The 12,977-nt window shown below is 73.0% G+C and carries 12 protein-coding genes and 1 pseudogene; 5 read left to right on the top strand and 8 right to left on the bottom strand.

All coding sequences use genetic code 11. From position 1 onward, the window contains the following. Positions 1-112 precede the first annotated feature (112 nt). From ACGFR7_RS14920 to ACGFR7_RS14930, 3 genes are all read right to left on the bottom strand, one after another. Entirely contained in the window at positions 113-1,990 is a 1,878-nt protein-coding gene (locus ACGFR7_RS14920; protein ID WP_393318154.1) for an ABC transporter ATP-binding protein, read from the bottom strand. Positions 1,991-2,285: 295 nt separating this feature from the next. Then, the gene (locus ACGFR7_RS14925) at positions 2,286-2,420 is read right to left on the bottom strand and encodes a hypothetical protein (protein WP_393318157.1); all 135 of its coding nucleotides are present in this window, start codon (positions 2,418-2,420) and stop codon (positions 2,286-2,288) included. Positions 2,421-2,685: 265 nt separating this feature from the next. Further along, positions 2,686-3,588: an MBL fold metallo-hydrolase gene (locus ACGFR7_RS14930; protein ID WP_393318160.1), complete on the bottom strand. Its 903-nt coding sequence runs from the start codon at positions 3,586-3,588 to the stop codon at positions 2,686-2,688. Positions 3,589-3,716: 128 nt separating this feature from the next. On the opposite strand from ACGFR7_RS14930, the gene ACGFR7_RS14935 reads away from it, so the two are divergent. Beyond that, a complete protein-coding gene (locus ACGFR7_RS14935; protein ID WP_393318163.1) occupies positions 3,717-4,289 on the top strand; it encodes a TetR/AcrR family transcriptional regulator in 573 nt (190 codons plus the stop codon). Between the two features lie 32 nt (positions 4,290-4,321). Then, positions 4,322-5,208 (top strand): annotated as a pseudogene (locus ACGFR7_RS14940) (SLC13 family permease). Positions 5,209-5,246: 38 nt separating this feature from the next. Here the strand turns inward: ACGFR7_RS14940 and ACGFR7_RS14945 are convergent. Then, the gene (locus ACGFR7_RS14945) at positions 5,247-5,411 is read right to left on the bottom strand and encodes a hypothetical protein (protein ID WP_350252388.1); all 165 of its coding nucleotides are present in this window, start codon (positions 5,409-5,411) and stop codon (positions 5,247-5,249) included. Between the two features lie 193 nt (positions 5,412-5,604). Here ACGFR7_RS14945 and ACGFR7_RS14950 point away from each other — a divergent pair, with 193 nt between their 5' ends. Next, complete coding sequence (locus ACGFR7_RS14950) at positions 5,605-6,876, top strand: histidine kinase (protein WP_393318166.1); 1,272 nt, start codon at positions 5,605-5,607, stop codon at positions 6,874-6,876. Further along, a complete protein-coding gene (locus tag ACGFR7_RS14955; RefSeq protein ID WP_393318169.1) occupies positions 6,864-7,508 on the top strand; it encodes a response regulator in 645 nt (214 codons plus the stop codon). Before ACGFR7_RS14950 ends, ACGFR7_RS14955 begins: the two co-directional genes overlap by 13 nt. Before the next feature lie 121 nt (positions 7,509-7,629). On the opposite strand, the gene ACGFR7_RS14960 is transcribed toward ACGFR7_RS14955, so the two are convergent. The 3 genes from ACGFR7_RS14960 to ACGFR7_RS14970 form a co-directional block, all read right to left on the bottom strand. Next, the gene (locus tag ACGFR7_RS14960) at positions 7,630-10,200 is read right to left on the bottom strand and encodes an FtsX-like permease family protein (protein ID WP_393318172.1); all 2,571 of its coding nucleotides are present in this window, start codon (positions 10,198-10,200) and stop codon (positions 7,630-7,632) included. Next, positions 10,197-11,033 carry an ABC transporter ATP-binding protein gene (locus ACGFR7_RS14965; protein ID WP_393318577.1) on the bottom strand — a complete coding sequence of 279 codons (837 nt, stop codon included), beginning with the start codon at positions 11,031-11,033 and terminating at the stop codon, positions 10,197-10,199. The genes ACGFR7_RS14960 and ACGFR7_RS14965 overlap by 4 nt, the downstream gene beginning before the upstream one ends. A 214-nt stretch (positions 11,034-11,247) precedes the next feature. After that, positions 11,248-11,478, bottom strand: a complete 231-nt coding sequence (locus tag ACGFR7_RS14970; protein ID WP_393318175.1) for a TetR/AcrR family transcriptional regulator C-terminal domain-containing protein — start codon at positions 11,476-11,478, stop codon at positions 11,248-11,250. Here ACGFR7_RS14970 and ACGFR7_RS14975 point away from each other — a divergent pair. Further along, the gene (locus ACGFR7_RS14975; RefSeq protein ID WP_393318178.1) at positions 11,439-11,630 is read left to right on the top strand and encodes a hypothetical protein; all 192 of its coding nucleotides are present in this window, start codon (positions 11,439-11,441) and stop codon (positions 11,628-11,630) included. The genes ACGFR7_RS14970 and ACGFR7_RS14975 overlap by 40 nt on opposite strands. 16 nt (positions 11,631-11,646) lie before the next feature. Here ACGFR7_RS14975 and ACGFR7_RS14980 read toward each other — a convergent pair whose 3' ends face one another. Continuing rightward, positions 11,647-12,675: a hypothetical protein gene (locus tag ACGFR7_RS14980; RefSeq protein WP_393318181.1), complete on the bottom strand. Its 1,029-nt coding sequence runs from the start codon at positions 12,673-12,675 to the stop codon at positions 11,647-11,649. Between the last annotated feature and the right edge of the window lie 302 nt (positions 12,676-12,977).

Genomic DNA, 12,977 nt, shown 5'->3' on the forward strand with positions numbered 1-12,977 from the left:
TGGTCCCGGGAGGCGGACCAGGCGGGCATGCGCCTTGCGTGTCGTCGTGCGTACCGAGAGTGAGTGGCCTGTCCGCGCCGGCCCGGGCGCCGGGACCGGCAGTGGTTAGTGGCTAGTGGCTGCCCGACGGGCGGGCGACGGGGTGTGTGGAGCCGTTGCGGGGTGGCGGGTGGGCGTGGAAGAGGGTGGAATACAGGCCGTGGCGGGCGAGGAGCTGGGCGTGCTGCCCCGACTCCACCAGGCGTCCCTCGTCCAGGACCAGGATGCGGTCGGCGTCCGCGGCGAGGTCCAGATCGTGGGTGATCACGAGCGTGGTGCGGCCTTCGGCGAGGCGCCGCAGCGGCTCGAGGATGCGTTGGGTGGCCAGGGTGTCCAGGCCGGTGGTGGGCTCGTCGAGGATGAGCACGGGGGCGTTGCGCAGCATGGCGCGGGCGATCGCGATGCGCTGCAGCTGGCCGCCGGAGAGCCGGGAGGTGCCCGGCGCGATGACCGTGTCGTAGCCGTCGGGGAGGGCGGAGATGAACTCGTCGGCGTCGGCGGCCCGGGCGGCGCCCACCACGTCGGAGTGGGTCACGCCGTCGCGTCCGCAGGCGATGTTCTCCTCCACCGTGTCGTGCAGGACGAGGGTGTCCTGGGGCAGCAGCGTGATGTTCCGGCGGAGCTGGGCGAGCGGCAGCCGGTTCACGGGGATGCCGTCCAGCCGGACGCTGCCGGTGTCGGGGTCGTAGAACCTCAGCAGCAGGGCGGCCAGGGTCGACTTGCCCGCACCGCTGGGGCCGGTGATGACCACCAGTTCCCCGGGCACCGCGGTGAACGAGAAGTCATGGAGCACTTCTTCCTTGCCGCCCGGGTAGCTGAAGCCGACCTGGCACACCTCCACCGCGCCGACGGCACGGTCCGGTGCCGGTATGACGTCCGCGGGGTCCGGGTCGGTGACGGCGGGCGGGGCGTCGAGGATCTCCAGCAGGCGTTCGGCTCCGGCGGTCGCCTCGGTGACCGTCAGGCCGAGCTGGCCGAGGTCGCGGATCGGCGGGTAGAGGTAGCCGACGAACGCGGCGAAGGCCAGCAGCTCCCCCAGCGTCATCCGCCCCGAGGAGATCTCCCACACGCCCAGGCCGATGATCGCCAGGACGCAGAGCGTTTCGAGGACCTCGACCAGTTGTCCGTACAGCTCGTTGATACGGGCGCTGGTCACCGACGCCCGCAGCCATTTGCGGGCCTCGCGGCGCAGCCGCTCCTGTTCGTCCAACTGCCGGTTGTAGGCCTGGGTGAGGATGACGTTGACCAGCCCTTCCTCGACCACCGAGGTGATGGCGCCGTCCGCCGCACGCTCCCGGCGGGAGACCTCTTTGACCCGGCGGGTGAAGCGGGTGGTGGCGACCAGGAACAGCGGGGCCAGGGCGAAGGTGGCGAGCGCCAGGTCCCAGCGCAGCCAGAGCGCGGCTCCGGCATAGAAGATGACGCCGAAGAGGGCCGTGGCCGCCTGGACGAGGCCGGAGACCACGAGTTGTTCGATGGCGTCGACGTCGCCGGTCAGCCGCTCGACCAGGTCACCGCGACGGTTGCGCTGGAAGAAGTGCGGCGGGAGCGTCTGGAGATGGGCGAAGACGCGGGCGCGTAGCCGCATCACAAAGCGTTCCGCCGTCCAGGCGGCGAGGGAGTTGCCCAGGTATCCCACGATCGCGCCGGCGACGGCCACGGTGAGCCATAGCCCGGCGGGGCCCCAGAAGGCGCTGATCGAGCCCTTCTGGAGCGCGTTGTCGGTGAGTTTGGCGAAGACAAGGATGGCCACGGTCTCCGCGAGCGCGGCGACGATGGCACTCAGGCAGACCAGGACGATCCAGCGCCGGTCGCCGCGGGTCAGCGGCCAGAAGCGCCGTACCGCTTCCTTGAAGCCGACCCGTCTGGTGCGGATGGAGGTGTCCGCGACGAGCGCACGGAACACCCGGTCCATGGCGGGGTCCGGGTCCGGCTGGGGCCGGGACCGCATGCCGCTGACGGGTTCGCTGGTCTCGGTGGCGGGGGTTGAGGGGGTGGAGTGAGTGGAGTGGTCGCCGGCATCGTGCGGCAGTGCCGAATTCTCGCCAACGGGCCCTGATTCCGTGCCTCGTTGGGGCGATGCTGCGGGGCGCTCTCCGCGCCGGCGTGAGCTACGCAGGTGCATGATCGCTACGTCATCTCGTCGCTGGTGGGGTAGTTGAGCGGAACCACGAGGCACCGCCCCCTAAAACGACGAGGCAAACTCGCGCCGTACGCGAGCCTGCCTCGAAACTAAGAGGTGTGCGTCAGTAGCCGTAGCGGTAACCGCGCCCGCGGCCTCGACGGAACCTCCTGCGGCGCCTGCGGCGGTCGCGGTCGTGGTCGTGCCAGTCGTCATGGTCGCGGTGACGCCTTCTGGGGAAGACCTTGCGGAAGCTCATACTCGCCTCCTCGTTGTTTTTTCCTTGTTGTCGAACCGTTACCGGCTCCGACAACTCCCAAGCTACGACGCTCAACTGTCTCCAACAAGGCGAAATGCGTGAAAATTCAGACATAAGCCGATTTTCTTATTAAACATGGCTGAGGGTGGCGAGGGATCACTCTCCGGATGCCATCTCACGGGGTGGGAGAGGGGATGCGCGGGACGGGAACCGGCGTGCGGACGGCGTCACCGGCGGGCAGCGGCAGGCAGCGGCGGCGATGGAGTCAGGGGCGGTCGGGGGCGACGGGTGAGAGCCGGTAGGCGTCGCCCTCGGCGATGACCCGGCCTGCCGTGGGCGGCGGGAAGTGGCTGCCCAGGAGCAGGGTGTCGGTACCGGCGAGCGAGGCAAGGAGGCTGCGGCGGGTCCTGGCGGCCTGTACGGGGTCGACGTCCGCGCAGCTGCAGATGTCGGGGCGCGGTAGCTGCACCGGGTGGTGGATGCAGTCGCCGGTGATCAGGGCCGTCCGCCCGGCGCTGCGCAGCTCCACGGCGAACTGGCCGGGCGTGTGCCCGGGGGTGGGCAGGAGACGGACGCCGGGAGCGACCGTGGTGCCTTCGCCAGGCACCTCGACCAGGTCGAGCAGTCCGGCATCGCGGACGGGATGGACGGAGTCCCGGAACATCTGGCGGCGGGCGTCGTCCAGGTCCTGGCCCGACCAGTGGTCCCACTCCGTACGCGCCGCCAGATAACGGGCGCGGGGGAAGGTGGGGACCCAATCACCCTTGTCGGCACGGGTGTTCCAGCCGACGTGATCGGTGTGCAGATGGGTGAGGAGGACCAGATCCACCGCCTCCGGGGCGAAGCCCGCTGCCGTCAGGCGCGGGAGGTAGTCGCTGTCCAGGTGGTCCCAGGCGGGGTTGGTCCGGGGTTTGCCGTTGCCGATTCCGGTGTCGACGAGCAGGCGCAGCCCCTGCACCTCTATCGCGAAACTGTGCGTGGCCAGGCGGAGAGTGCCGTCATGGTCGGTGAAATCGCGCTGCAGCCACGGCACTTGGGCCACCACGTCCGGGGTGGCGTCGGGCAGCAGCCATCGGCCGGTCGGTGCGGGGAGCGCGGTCTCGTCGATTCGGCGGACGGTGATCTCGCCCACCGTCCAGGCGGGGGCCGTGTCACTGACGGCAGACATGAGGTGTCCTCTCCGCGAGTCAAAGGCAATTCCTTTGCGTTAAGTCCACGCTACCGCGCTCGCGACACTAACGCAAACAGATTGCTTTTATGTGGACCCGCGCGGCTCCGAGCCCTTAAGGTGGAGCCATGAGCCCCAGGCCGATGACCCGCCCCGGGGGGCGTAGTGCCCGCGTCCAGGAATCGGTGCACGCAGCCGTGCGCGCCCTCGAAGCCGAGCAGGGCCGTGCGGCGCTGACGGTTCCCCTCGTCGCCGCTCGCGCCGGGGTCACGCCGTCGACGATCTACCGCAGGTGGGGAGACCTCCAGGAGCTGCTGTCCGACGTGGCCGTCGAGCGCCTGCGTCCGGAGGCGCCCCCCGCCGATCACGGAGCGCTGCGCACGGACCTGGAGGCATGGGCTGAGCAGTTCCTGGAGGAGATGGCCTCGCCTCCGGGGCGGGCCTACCTCCGCGACGCGCTCGCCGGCGATCCGGACGGCAGTCATGCGGGCCAGTGCTCGGCCTACGCCGCCGAGCAGGTGGACGTCATCCTCGCCCGCGCCGCCGAGCGCGGGGAGCCGGCCCCGGACACCGAACTCGTGATGGACCACATCGTTGCCCCCATGATGTACCGGCTGGTCTTCCGGCCGGGCCCGACGGACGCGGCGTATGCGCGCGGCCTCGTGGAGGCGACCCTCTCCGGGCTGATGCCGCGGCACTGACCCCGTGCGCCTCACCGGCGCACCGGTGAGGCATGGCGCCCGTCGTGGCGCGCCGGGGCGCGGCCCATGAACCCCGGGTGAGGCCTTCGCCCGCACGTCACGCTCCGCGGCGCGGAAGGGAACAACCAGCGCATGGTGCTCGCCGAATCCCTGTCCCTGGCCATGCTGCTGGTGGTGCTGGTGTGTGCCGTGAGCCGGCCGTTCCGGCTGCCCACGCCTGTGGCACCTGGATGGCGCGCTGGTCAGCGGGACGGCACAGTCGTCTGCTGGGCGCGGTCTTCGCCCGCGCGTCGGCCATCACGGCCGTGCTGAGCCTGGACGCCACCGTCGTCCTGCCGACCCCCGTCGTGTTCGCCACCGCCGCGTACATGGGCGTCCATCCCAACCCCATGTGTACGCCTGCACCCACCTGTCGAACACCGCGTCGCTGCTGCTGCCCGTCTCCAACCTGACGAACCTGCCGGCCTTCACGGCGAGCGGGCTGAGCTTCACCCGGATCGGGGCGCTGATGGCGCTGCCGTGGGTGGTCGCGATCGGCGTCGAATATCTGGTCTTCCGCCGCTTCTTCGCCGCTGACCTGCGCGCCCCGGCCCCCGGCCCGGGCACCGCCGAGCCCCCCGAGCTGCCGCTGTTCGCCCTGGTGACGGTGGCCTGCACACTCGCCGGATTCGTGCTGACCTCCGCACTGGGCGTCAACCCGGCCTGGGCCGCGGCGGCAGGCGCCCTCGTCATGGCCCTCCGTGCGCTCGCCCGGCGCGACACCACCCCGGCCGCCGTGCTGTGGCGGCGCATCGTCCACCACCACGAGCACGACGTCGCCCTCAAGGAGTTCACCCGGCTCGGCCTGCTCACGGTGCCCGCCGCCCTGGGCCCGGCCACGGTGGCGCTGTGGGGCTCGCTCCAGCTCATCGGCAGCTGACCCGGGCCGGAGGCCGCCCTTCCGGCCCCCTCCGGGCGTCAGGTCCGCTTGGTGCGCATCAGGAACAACCCCACCCCCGACCCGATCACCACCACGCCCGTGCCGACGCTGATCAGCACCTGCTGCACCCCGTCGAAGGCGAAGCTGGTGGAGACGTTGACGAGGACGGCGAGGCAGAGCACACACCAGAGCAGGGCCTTCATGGGAGTTCCTTCCGCAGGGAGGTGAACAGAGGTGAAGAGGTGAAGAGGTGAACATCTGCGGGACCGACAATGCCGCGGCCGGGCCGCCGGTTCGAGGGAGCGTCCTCCCGAAGGCGGGGTGGAGTGCGCTACACCCCCGGTCCGGGAGTTCGCTCCCGCGCCGTGGCCGGGGCGGGTCGCCTAGCCTGTGCCCATGGGGGAGACGGTGCGGCGGGCGGGGCGGGCCACGGTTTCGTTGCTGGTATCGGCCGGGCTGGCCCTGGTGTCCTATCTCTTCCTCGCGGTGCTGCTGTTCACCGCTGTCGCGACGCTCCTCGTGGTCGGCGCGGGGGTGCTCCCCGAGACGGTCCTGATGCTGCGCAGGATGGCCGGGTTCAAGCGGCGGCGGGTGGCGGCCTGGACGGGAGAGCCGGTCCCGGAGGCGTATCTGCCGCTCACCGGAGAGCTGTTCGAGCGGGTACGCACGGCGACCGCGGACCCGGGCACCTACCGGGACCTGCGCTGGCTCGCCGCCCACTTCGGCTACGGCCTCCTGCTGGCCTACCTGTCGCTGCCGCTCTGGCCCCTCGGCCTCCTCATCGACGGGGTGTGGTGCGGACTGCTGCGACGCCCGGCCGTCGTCCTGCCGCTGATTGGGCGCCTCGCCGACCTCGACGCGGCCTGGTCACGTGCGTTGCTGCTGCCGTCCCCGGACAGCCGGCGCACCGCCCTGCTCGCCGAGCGCGTCGAGGAGCTGACCGTCACCCGGGCCGGCGCCGTCGCCGCGCACGGCGCCGAACTGCGGCGTATCGAACGGGATCTGCACGACGGCACCCAGGCCCGGCTGGTGGCGCTGTCGATGCGGGTGGGGCTGGCCAAGAGGGCGTACGAGAAGGACCCCGAGAGGGCGCGCAGGCTCCTCGACGACGCACAGGACCAGGCCGAAGAGGCTCTTACCGAGCTGCGCCATGTCGTGCGCGGCATCCATCCGCCGATCCTCACCGACCGTGGTCTGGTGGGGGCCGTGCGGGCGCTGGCGGCGAGCAGCGGGCTCGATGTGGCGGTGCACGAGGACGGCGTGGAGGCGGGCCCGCGCGCCCCGGCGGCGGTCGAGGCGGCCGCGTACTTCGTCGTCGCGGAAGCACTGACCAACGCCGCGAAGCACAGCGGGGCGGACCGCGCCACCGTGGAACTGGTCCGCGGGAACGGCGGGTTGACGGTGTCGGTCCGCGACGAGGGCCGCGGCGGCGCCGGGGTCGGAGGCGGCGCCGGGGTCGGGGTCGGGGTCGGGGGCGGCGCCGGGGTCGGGGCCGCCGGGGAAGGCTCCGGGGCCGGCTCCCCCGGGGAAAGCTCCGCCGGCGCGCCGCGCGGCAGCGGGCTGCTCGGCATCCGGCGGCGGGTCGCGGCGCTCGACGGGACCGTGGAAGTGACCAGCCCCGTCGGGGGCCCGACCGTGATCGGAGTGGAGCTGCCGTGCGTGTGGTGATCGGTGAGGACAACACCCTGCTGAGGGAGGGCCTGGTGCTGCTGCTGACCTCCGCCGGGCACGAGGTGGTGGCGGTCGCGGCCGACGGGCCCGAGGTGCTGCCCGCGCTGCTCACCCACCGCCCGGATGCCGCGGTGCTGGATGTCCGGATGCCGCCCTCCTTCCGTGACGAGGGGCTGCGCGCGGCGCTGGCGGCGCGGCGGGAGATGCCCGGTCTGCCGGTTCTGGTGCTGTCGCAGTACGTGGAGGAGACCTACGCCGTGGAGCTGCTGAGCGGTGGCGCCGGCGGGGTCGGCTATCTGCTCAAGGACCGGGTGGGGCGGGTCGACGAGTTCCTGAGCGCGCTGGAACGCGTCGCGGCGGGCGGCACCGCCCTGGACCCGGAGGTGGTGACGGAGCTGCTGACCCGGCGCCGCGACGATCCCCTCGACGCCCTGACGCCGCGCGAGCGTGAGGTGCTGCAGCTCATGGCCCAGGGCCGGGACAACGTGACGATCGCGCGGTTGCTGGTGGTGTCGGACCGCGCGGTGAGCAAGCACATCGGAAACATCTTCGCGAAGCTGGGGCTGCCGGCGAGCGACAGCGGGCATCGGCGGGTGCTGGCGGTGCTGGCGTACCTGAACGGGCGGTAGGCGCGGCCCACGACGGCGGGGTGGAGGCGGAAGTACCGAGGCGCCGGGGCGCGCAGGACCCGCCCCCGGCGAGCCGTAGAGCCTCCCCCACTGGCCTCCGCCCCGCCCCCTTCGCCTCTCCTCACCACCCCGATGGTCCAGTGCCCGGATACCGCCCCCGCAGCGTCCCCCGCAACGGCAACATCGTCCCCGCCCCCGTCACCACCGCCACCACGGCGACGACCAGCACCGCCTGCCCCAGCGGCAGCGACGGCACCGTACCCGCCATCGCCAGGCTGAACGCCAGCAGCGGCACCGAGGCCACCGCGGCCCCGACGACCAGCCCGGCAACGGCCACGGCCGCCGCCTCCAGCCGCAGCATCCGGCGCAGTTGGCGGCGCCCCGCCCCCGCCAAGCGCAGCACTCGCAGTTCGGGCCGACGGCCGAGAGCGATCAGCGACAGCGTGCTGAGCAGTGCGATCACGGTGAAGCCCCCGATCGCCGACACCGCCGCCACCGTCAGCACATCGCCCAGCGCCTGATCCTGTGCCACGACCTGTACGGAGGCGGCGGCACCCTGCTCCACCCGCGCATCCGGCACCGCAGCCGTCAGGGCCCGGACGACCGCCTCATGGTCACCGCCAGGTGCGACCGTGACCAGCACCTGTCCCGGGCCCGGCAGCGACAGATGGTGCAGCAGCTCGTCCCGGGAGAAGAGGAAGTCCCCCAGGGCCAGCGACCGTTCGTAGGTCGCAACGACCCGCAGCCGTGCCTGTGCCCCGTCCCCGAAGCGCAGCGTCACCACGGAGCCGGGGCGGGCGTCGAGCGACCGCGCCCGGTCGGCACCGACCGCGACCGTGCCGGGCCGCAGCTCTTCCACGGTCCCCTCGCGCACCCCGGGATCGAGCGTCCGCGTCAGCCGCTGCGGTGTGACGCCCAGCACCGGCAGCCGGTCCAGCCGGGGTTCGCCGGCCTCCCGCCGCGCCACCACCACGGTGCTGCGCACCACCTCCGTCGCCGCCCGCACCCCAGGCACCGCACGGATCCGCTCCACCGCACCGGCCGGCAGCCCGCCGTCCGCCCGCACCGCAAGGCCGGCCCGCAGTGCCCCGCGGGCCTGCGCCGCCCCCTCGTGGGCGAGCGTCGCCCCCGCCGAGAGCTGCACGCAGACGAAGGCGACGACCAGGATGACGGTGGTGAGCGCGGCCCCCGAACGGCGCGCTGCCGCACGGCAGTTGGCGGCGGCGAGATGCCCGCCCGGTCCGCCGAACCGCCGCAGCGGCGTACCCAGCACCCGCATCGCGCCCTCCGCGATCCACGGCCCGAGCAGCGCACAGGCACTCACCATCGTCACCGCCGCCGCCCCGGCCGCGGCACCGGCGGCCGCCCCCTGCTGCAAGACCGCCGTCCCCGCCGAGCTGACGCCGGCGAGCAACAGGACCAGCCCGGTGACCTTGCGCGCCGTGCCGGGGGCCACCTCGCGCAGCGCTTCCGCCGGGCGCACCTTCGCGGTCCGGGCGCAGGCGAGCACCGCCGCGATACGGGCCACCGCGACGGTGATCCCTGCCGTGATCAGCGGTGCGGGCCACAGCCAGGGCGGAAAGGGCAGTTCGAGGCCGGGCGGGAGCGCGTCGTGCGCCGCCAGCAGCGCCCGCAACACGGCGTACCCGGGGACCGCTCCGAGCGCCCCCGTCAGCGCCGCACAGCCGGCGACCCGCCCCACTTCCCTCCCCACCGCACCGCGCAACTGCCGCGGTGTCGCCCCGACGGCACGCAACAGGCCCAGTTCACGCTCGCGTTGGTGCAGCGCCTGCACCACCGTCGATGACACCACGAGCAGGGCGATCAGTACGACGGTGGCGGTTACCGAGCCCAGCAGCTCCAGCAAGCCCGTCCGGACCGGGCCGGCGTCGAGGAACTCGGCGCCGCCGCGCCCGTCCCCGGTCAGCACCCGCAGGGCGGCCACGTCCCCGTCCGCACGCCGTCCGACGCTCCTGACACCTGCCGCATCCAGGGCGTGCCGTACCCGCGCGGCCAACGCCCCCGTGTCCACACCGGGCCGCGCGACCACCCCCAGGGCGTCCAGCGCCCCCGGGTGCCCGGACAGCCGGCGGGCTTCGCCGGCAGTGAAGTAGGCGGCGGCGGACGGCCCGTCGGCGACGCCCACGACGGTGTACGCCGCATCCCTGCCGTCCACCCGCAGCACCACACGTGCGCCCACCCGCGTCCCGCCCCGGGCTCCGAGCCGGGCCCCGTCACCCACCGCGACCTCGCCCGCCCGCCGCGGGGGATGCCCCTGCCGTACGACGCGGGGCGCCAGCCGGGCCGCCTCCCAGGGCCTTCCGAGGGCGGCCCGTCCCGCCATGCCCACCCGGAAGACCTGGTCGGCGACGGCCGCCCGCACCCCGGGTACCTTCCGCACCACACCGAGGGCCGCCCACGGGACCCGCACCCGCTCGGTGAGCCCTGCCCGGGCGGTCCTGGGTGCGCTGCCCCACGGCTTCGCGGTGAAGCGGGTTCCCTGGTCTCCGGCGACCACGAGAGCGGCCCCCGCATACCGCTCCACCCGCGGATGCCCGACCCCGGCCGAGGCGAGCGCGAGCCCGAAGGTGCCGAGAAGCAGCGAGGTGAGGGCGAGGGCGGCGAAGACTGCGGCCCAGGCCTTGCGGTGCATACGGGCGGCGCGGGAGGCGAGGAGTCCGGTCACCTTCATGCCACCCGCCCCCCGCCGGGCCCGGCCGCCGCTTCCCGCCCGTCACCCAAGTCCCTGATGATGGAGCCGACTTGGCGTGCGTCCGGCCGGTTCAGACGCGCGAGGATCCGCCCCCGTACGAGAAAAAGAGCCTCATCCGTCCAGGCGGCGGCGACCGGATCGTGCGTCACCATGACGACGGTGTGGCCGTCCCGGTCGACGGCGCCCCGCAGCAGGGCGAGGACGTCCTGTGCCGTGGCCGGGTCGAGCGATCCCGTGGGCTCATCGGCGAAGACGATGTCCGGCTCGGTGACCAGCGCCCGGGCGACCGCCACGCGCTGACGCTGCCCGCCGGACAACTCCGACGGCGCGGCCTCGCCCCGCTCCTCCAGCCCGACGGCCGCGAGCCCCCGCCGGGCCCGCTCGCCCACGGGCTCGTCCCCGAGCAGCAACGGCAGGGCGACATTCTCCGCGACGCTCAACGACGGCACGAGATTGTGGGCCTGGAACACGAACCCGACGCGCTCCCGCCGCAGCCGGGTCAGGGCCGCCTCCTTGAGCGAGGACAGCTCCGTACCGCCGATGCGCACCGCCCCCGCGGTCGGCCGGTCGAGCCCCGCGGCGCACTGCAGCAGCGTCGACTTCCCCGACCCTGACGGCCCCATCACCGCGAGGAAGCGCCCCCGCGGCACCACGAGGTCAACGGGGTGCAGGGCCACCACCCCGCGCCGGTACTCCCGGCCGACCCCCTCCAGCGTGAGCGCATCGGAGCCCGGGCCCCGCCGCCTCTCGGTGGCTTTCGCCGGAGCCCGCTCCGCGGTAGCCGTCGCCGGATCGCGCCGCCGCCCGAACATGCGCACGCCCTCTCAGTGGGTCGAATGGATCACCAGGCCACTGAGAAACGCTAGAAACGAACAGGGACGGAGAGGAGAGAGCACGGCCCCGTTTCCACGGTGTAGCGGGCTCCACCACGGACGCGGGAGCCGCCCGGCATCGGTGCCTGGGCACCGTGTCCCAGCACCGGGGGTCCGGCGCTGATGGCCCGGCACCGATGGCCCCGGGCGACGGTCAACTGCCGGCTGGCGGGGGCGGGGGCGAGGGCGTGGGACAAGGCCCGGTGGCTCGCAGTCCTTCGATGAGCAGCCGCAGCCCGAACGTGAAGTGGGCGGCGAAGTCCGTGCTGGTGAACACCGGTAGTGCCGGGGCGAGATGGGGGGACCTCGCGGGGACGAGGAGGAGCGGCAGTCCGTCGAGACCGCATGGGGGAAGCGGGTGACCGCACTCAGCGTCACCGGCCACGCCTCCCGCACCGATCTGGACGGGTACGTGAGATCCTCGTCCGCCCCGACGGCCATATCGCCTGGGCCACCCGCAGCACGGATGTACACACCCGCCGCAGCGAACGGTTCCGTGCGCTGACCAGCTGGGCCGGTCGCCCCGCAGCGGACTGAGAGGCGACCGTGCAGGTCAGCCGGCGAACCCCGGGTACCCGAGGATTCCGGGGTAGACGGGGCTTCCCTGGTAGAGCGGACTGCCTGGGTCGACGGGGCTCCCCGGGTAGACGGGGCTCCCCGGACGCACGGGGCTCCCCGGATTCGCCGGACGCACCCGGTGTGCGGTGTTTACTCGGTGCGCAGGATTCACCCGATGCGCAGGGTTCACCCGGTGCGGAGGCGTCACCCGGTGCGGAGGCGTCACCTGGTGGCGAGCGTTCGTTCGATGCCCGGTGTTCACCGGGTGCCCGGTGTCCACCCGATGCCCAGCGCTCACCCGATGCTCAGCACCCGCCGGATGCGCCGCGTTCAGCCGATGCTTTGCGCTCACCGGATGCGCGGCATTCACCGGATCCGCGGGACGCTCCGTGTCGGCAGGCTGATCCGCACTGTCGGAGTTCCCGGGGCCGTCCGCGTTCCCGGGGCCGTCCGAATTCCCAGGGCCGTCCGAGTTCCCGGGCCCGTCCGAATTCCCGGGGCCGTCCGAGTTGCCGGGCCCGTCCGCGTCCTCCGGGCCGCCCGAAGACGCCGGCCCGTCCATGTCTCCCAGGTCATCCGAACGCGGCGGATCATCCGAACGTGACGGGTCATCCGAACGCGACGGATCATCCGAACGCGACGGGCCGTCCGAGTCACCCGGGTCGTCCGCACGCGCCGTGGTGTCCCGGTCATCCGGCTCCTGCGGATACCGCGGGCCGTTCGCGCTCAGCCGCAGGCTCCCGAACCGTGCGTTGAGCCAGGATCCGGCGCGCACCGTGGTCACCACGGATCCGGTGCAGTCGCGACCGTTGTAGAGGACCAGGTCGGTGGGGGTGTCGTTGTCCACCACGCCGTACCCTTCGCCCACTCCGTAGCAGTGGTCGTCGCCGGGGTCCTCGATCCGGTACATCCGGTTGCCCTGGCGGATGTGGTAGGTGATGACGCCGCTGACGGCCTCGGCGTCGGTGGGGCCGAAGGCGGCGGACGCCCCCGTGAAGGCCACAGCGCCAAGCAAAGCGATCATGCGTCGCACAGTCGGAACTCCTCGTCAGCCATGGGCAGCGGTCCGGCCCTCGGTCACACCCGTGCGGGATTTCGCCATGTGGGGTTCCCGATGACATATCAGGATATTCACCCCGGATGGGAAGTTCACCAGCCAGCAGGAGCCCGCGGGAGGCATTGCGGGGACCTGAGGCCGCTGTTCGAGGGACGGGCCGGACGCCGCCCGTGGGCCAAGCGCCCGTGCTCGTCCACCCGGCCCACCTGGCCCACCTGGCCCGCCCGGCCCGCCCGGCCCACCTGGTCCGCCCGGCCCGCTCGGTCCGC

Source organism: Streptomyces sp. NPDC048516, assembly GCF_043199875.1.
In the GTDB taxonomy this organism is placed as follows: Bacteria; Actinomycetota; Actinomycetes; order Streptomycetales; family Streptomycetaceae; genus Streptomyces.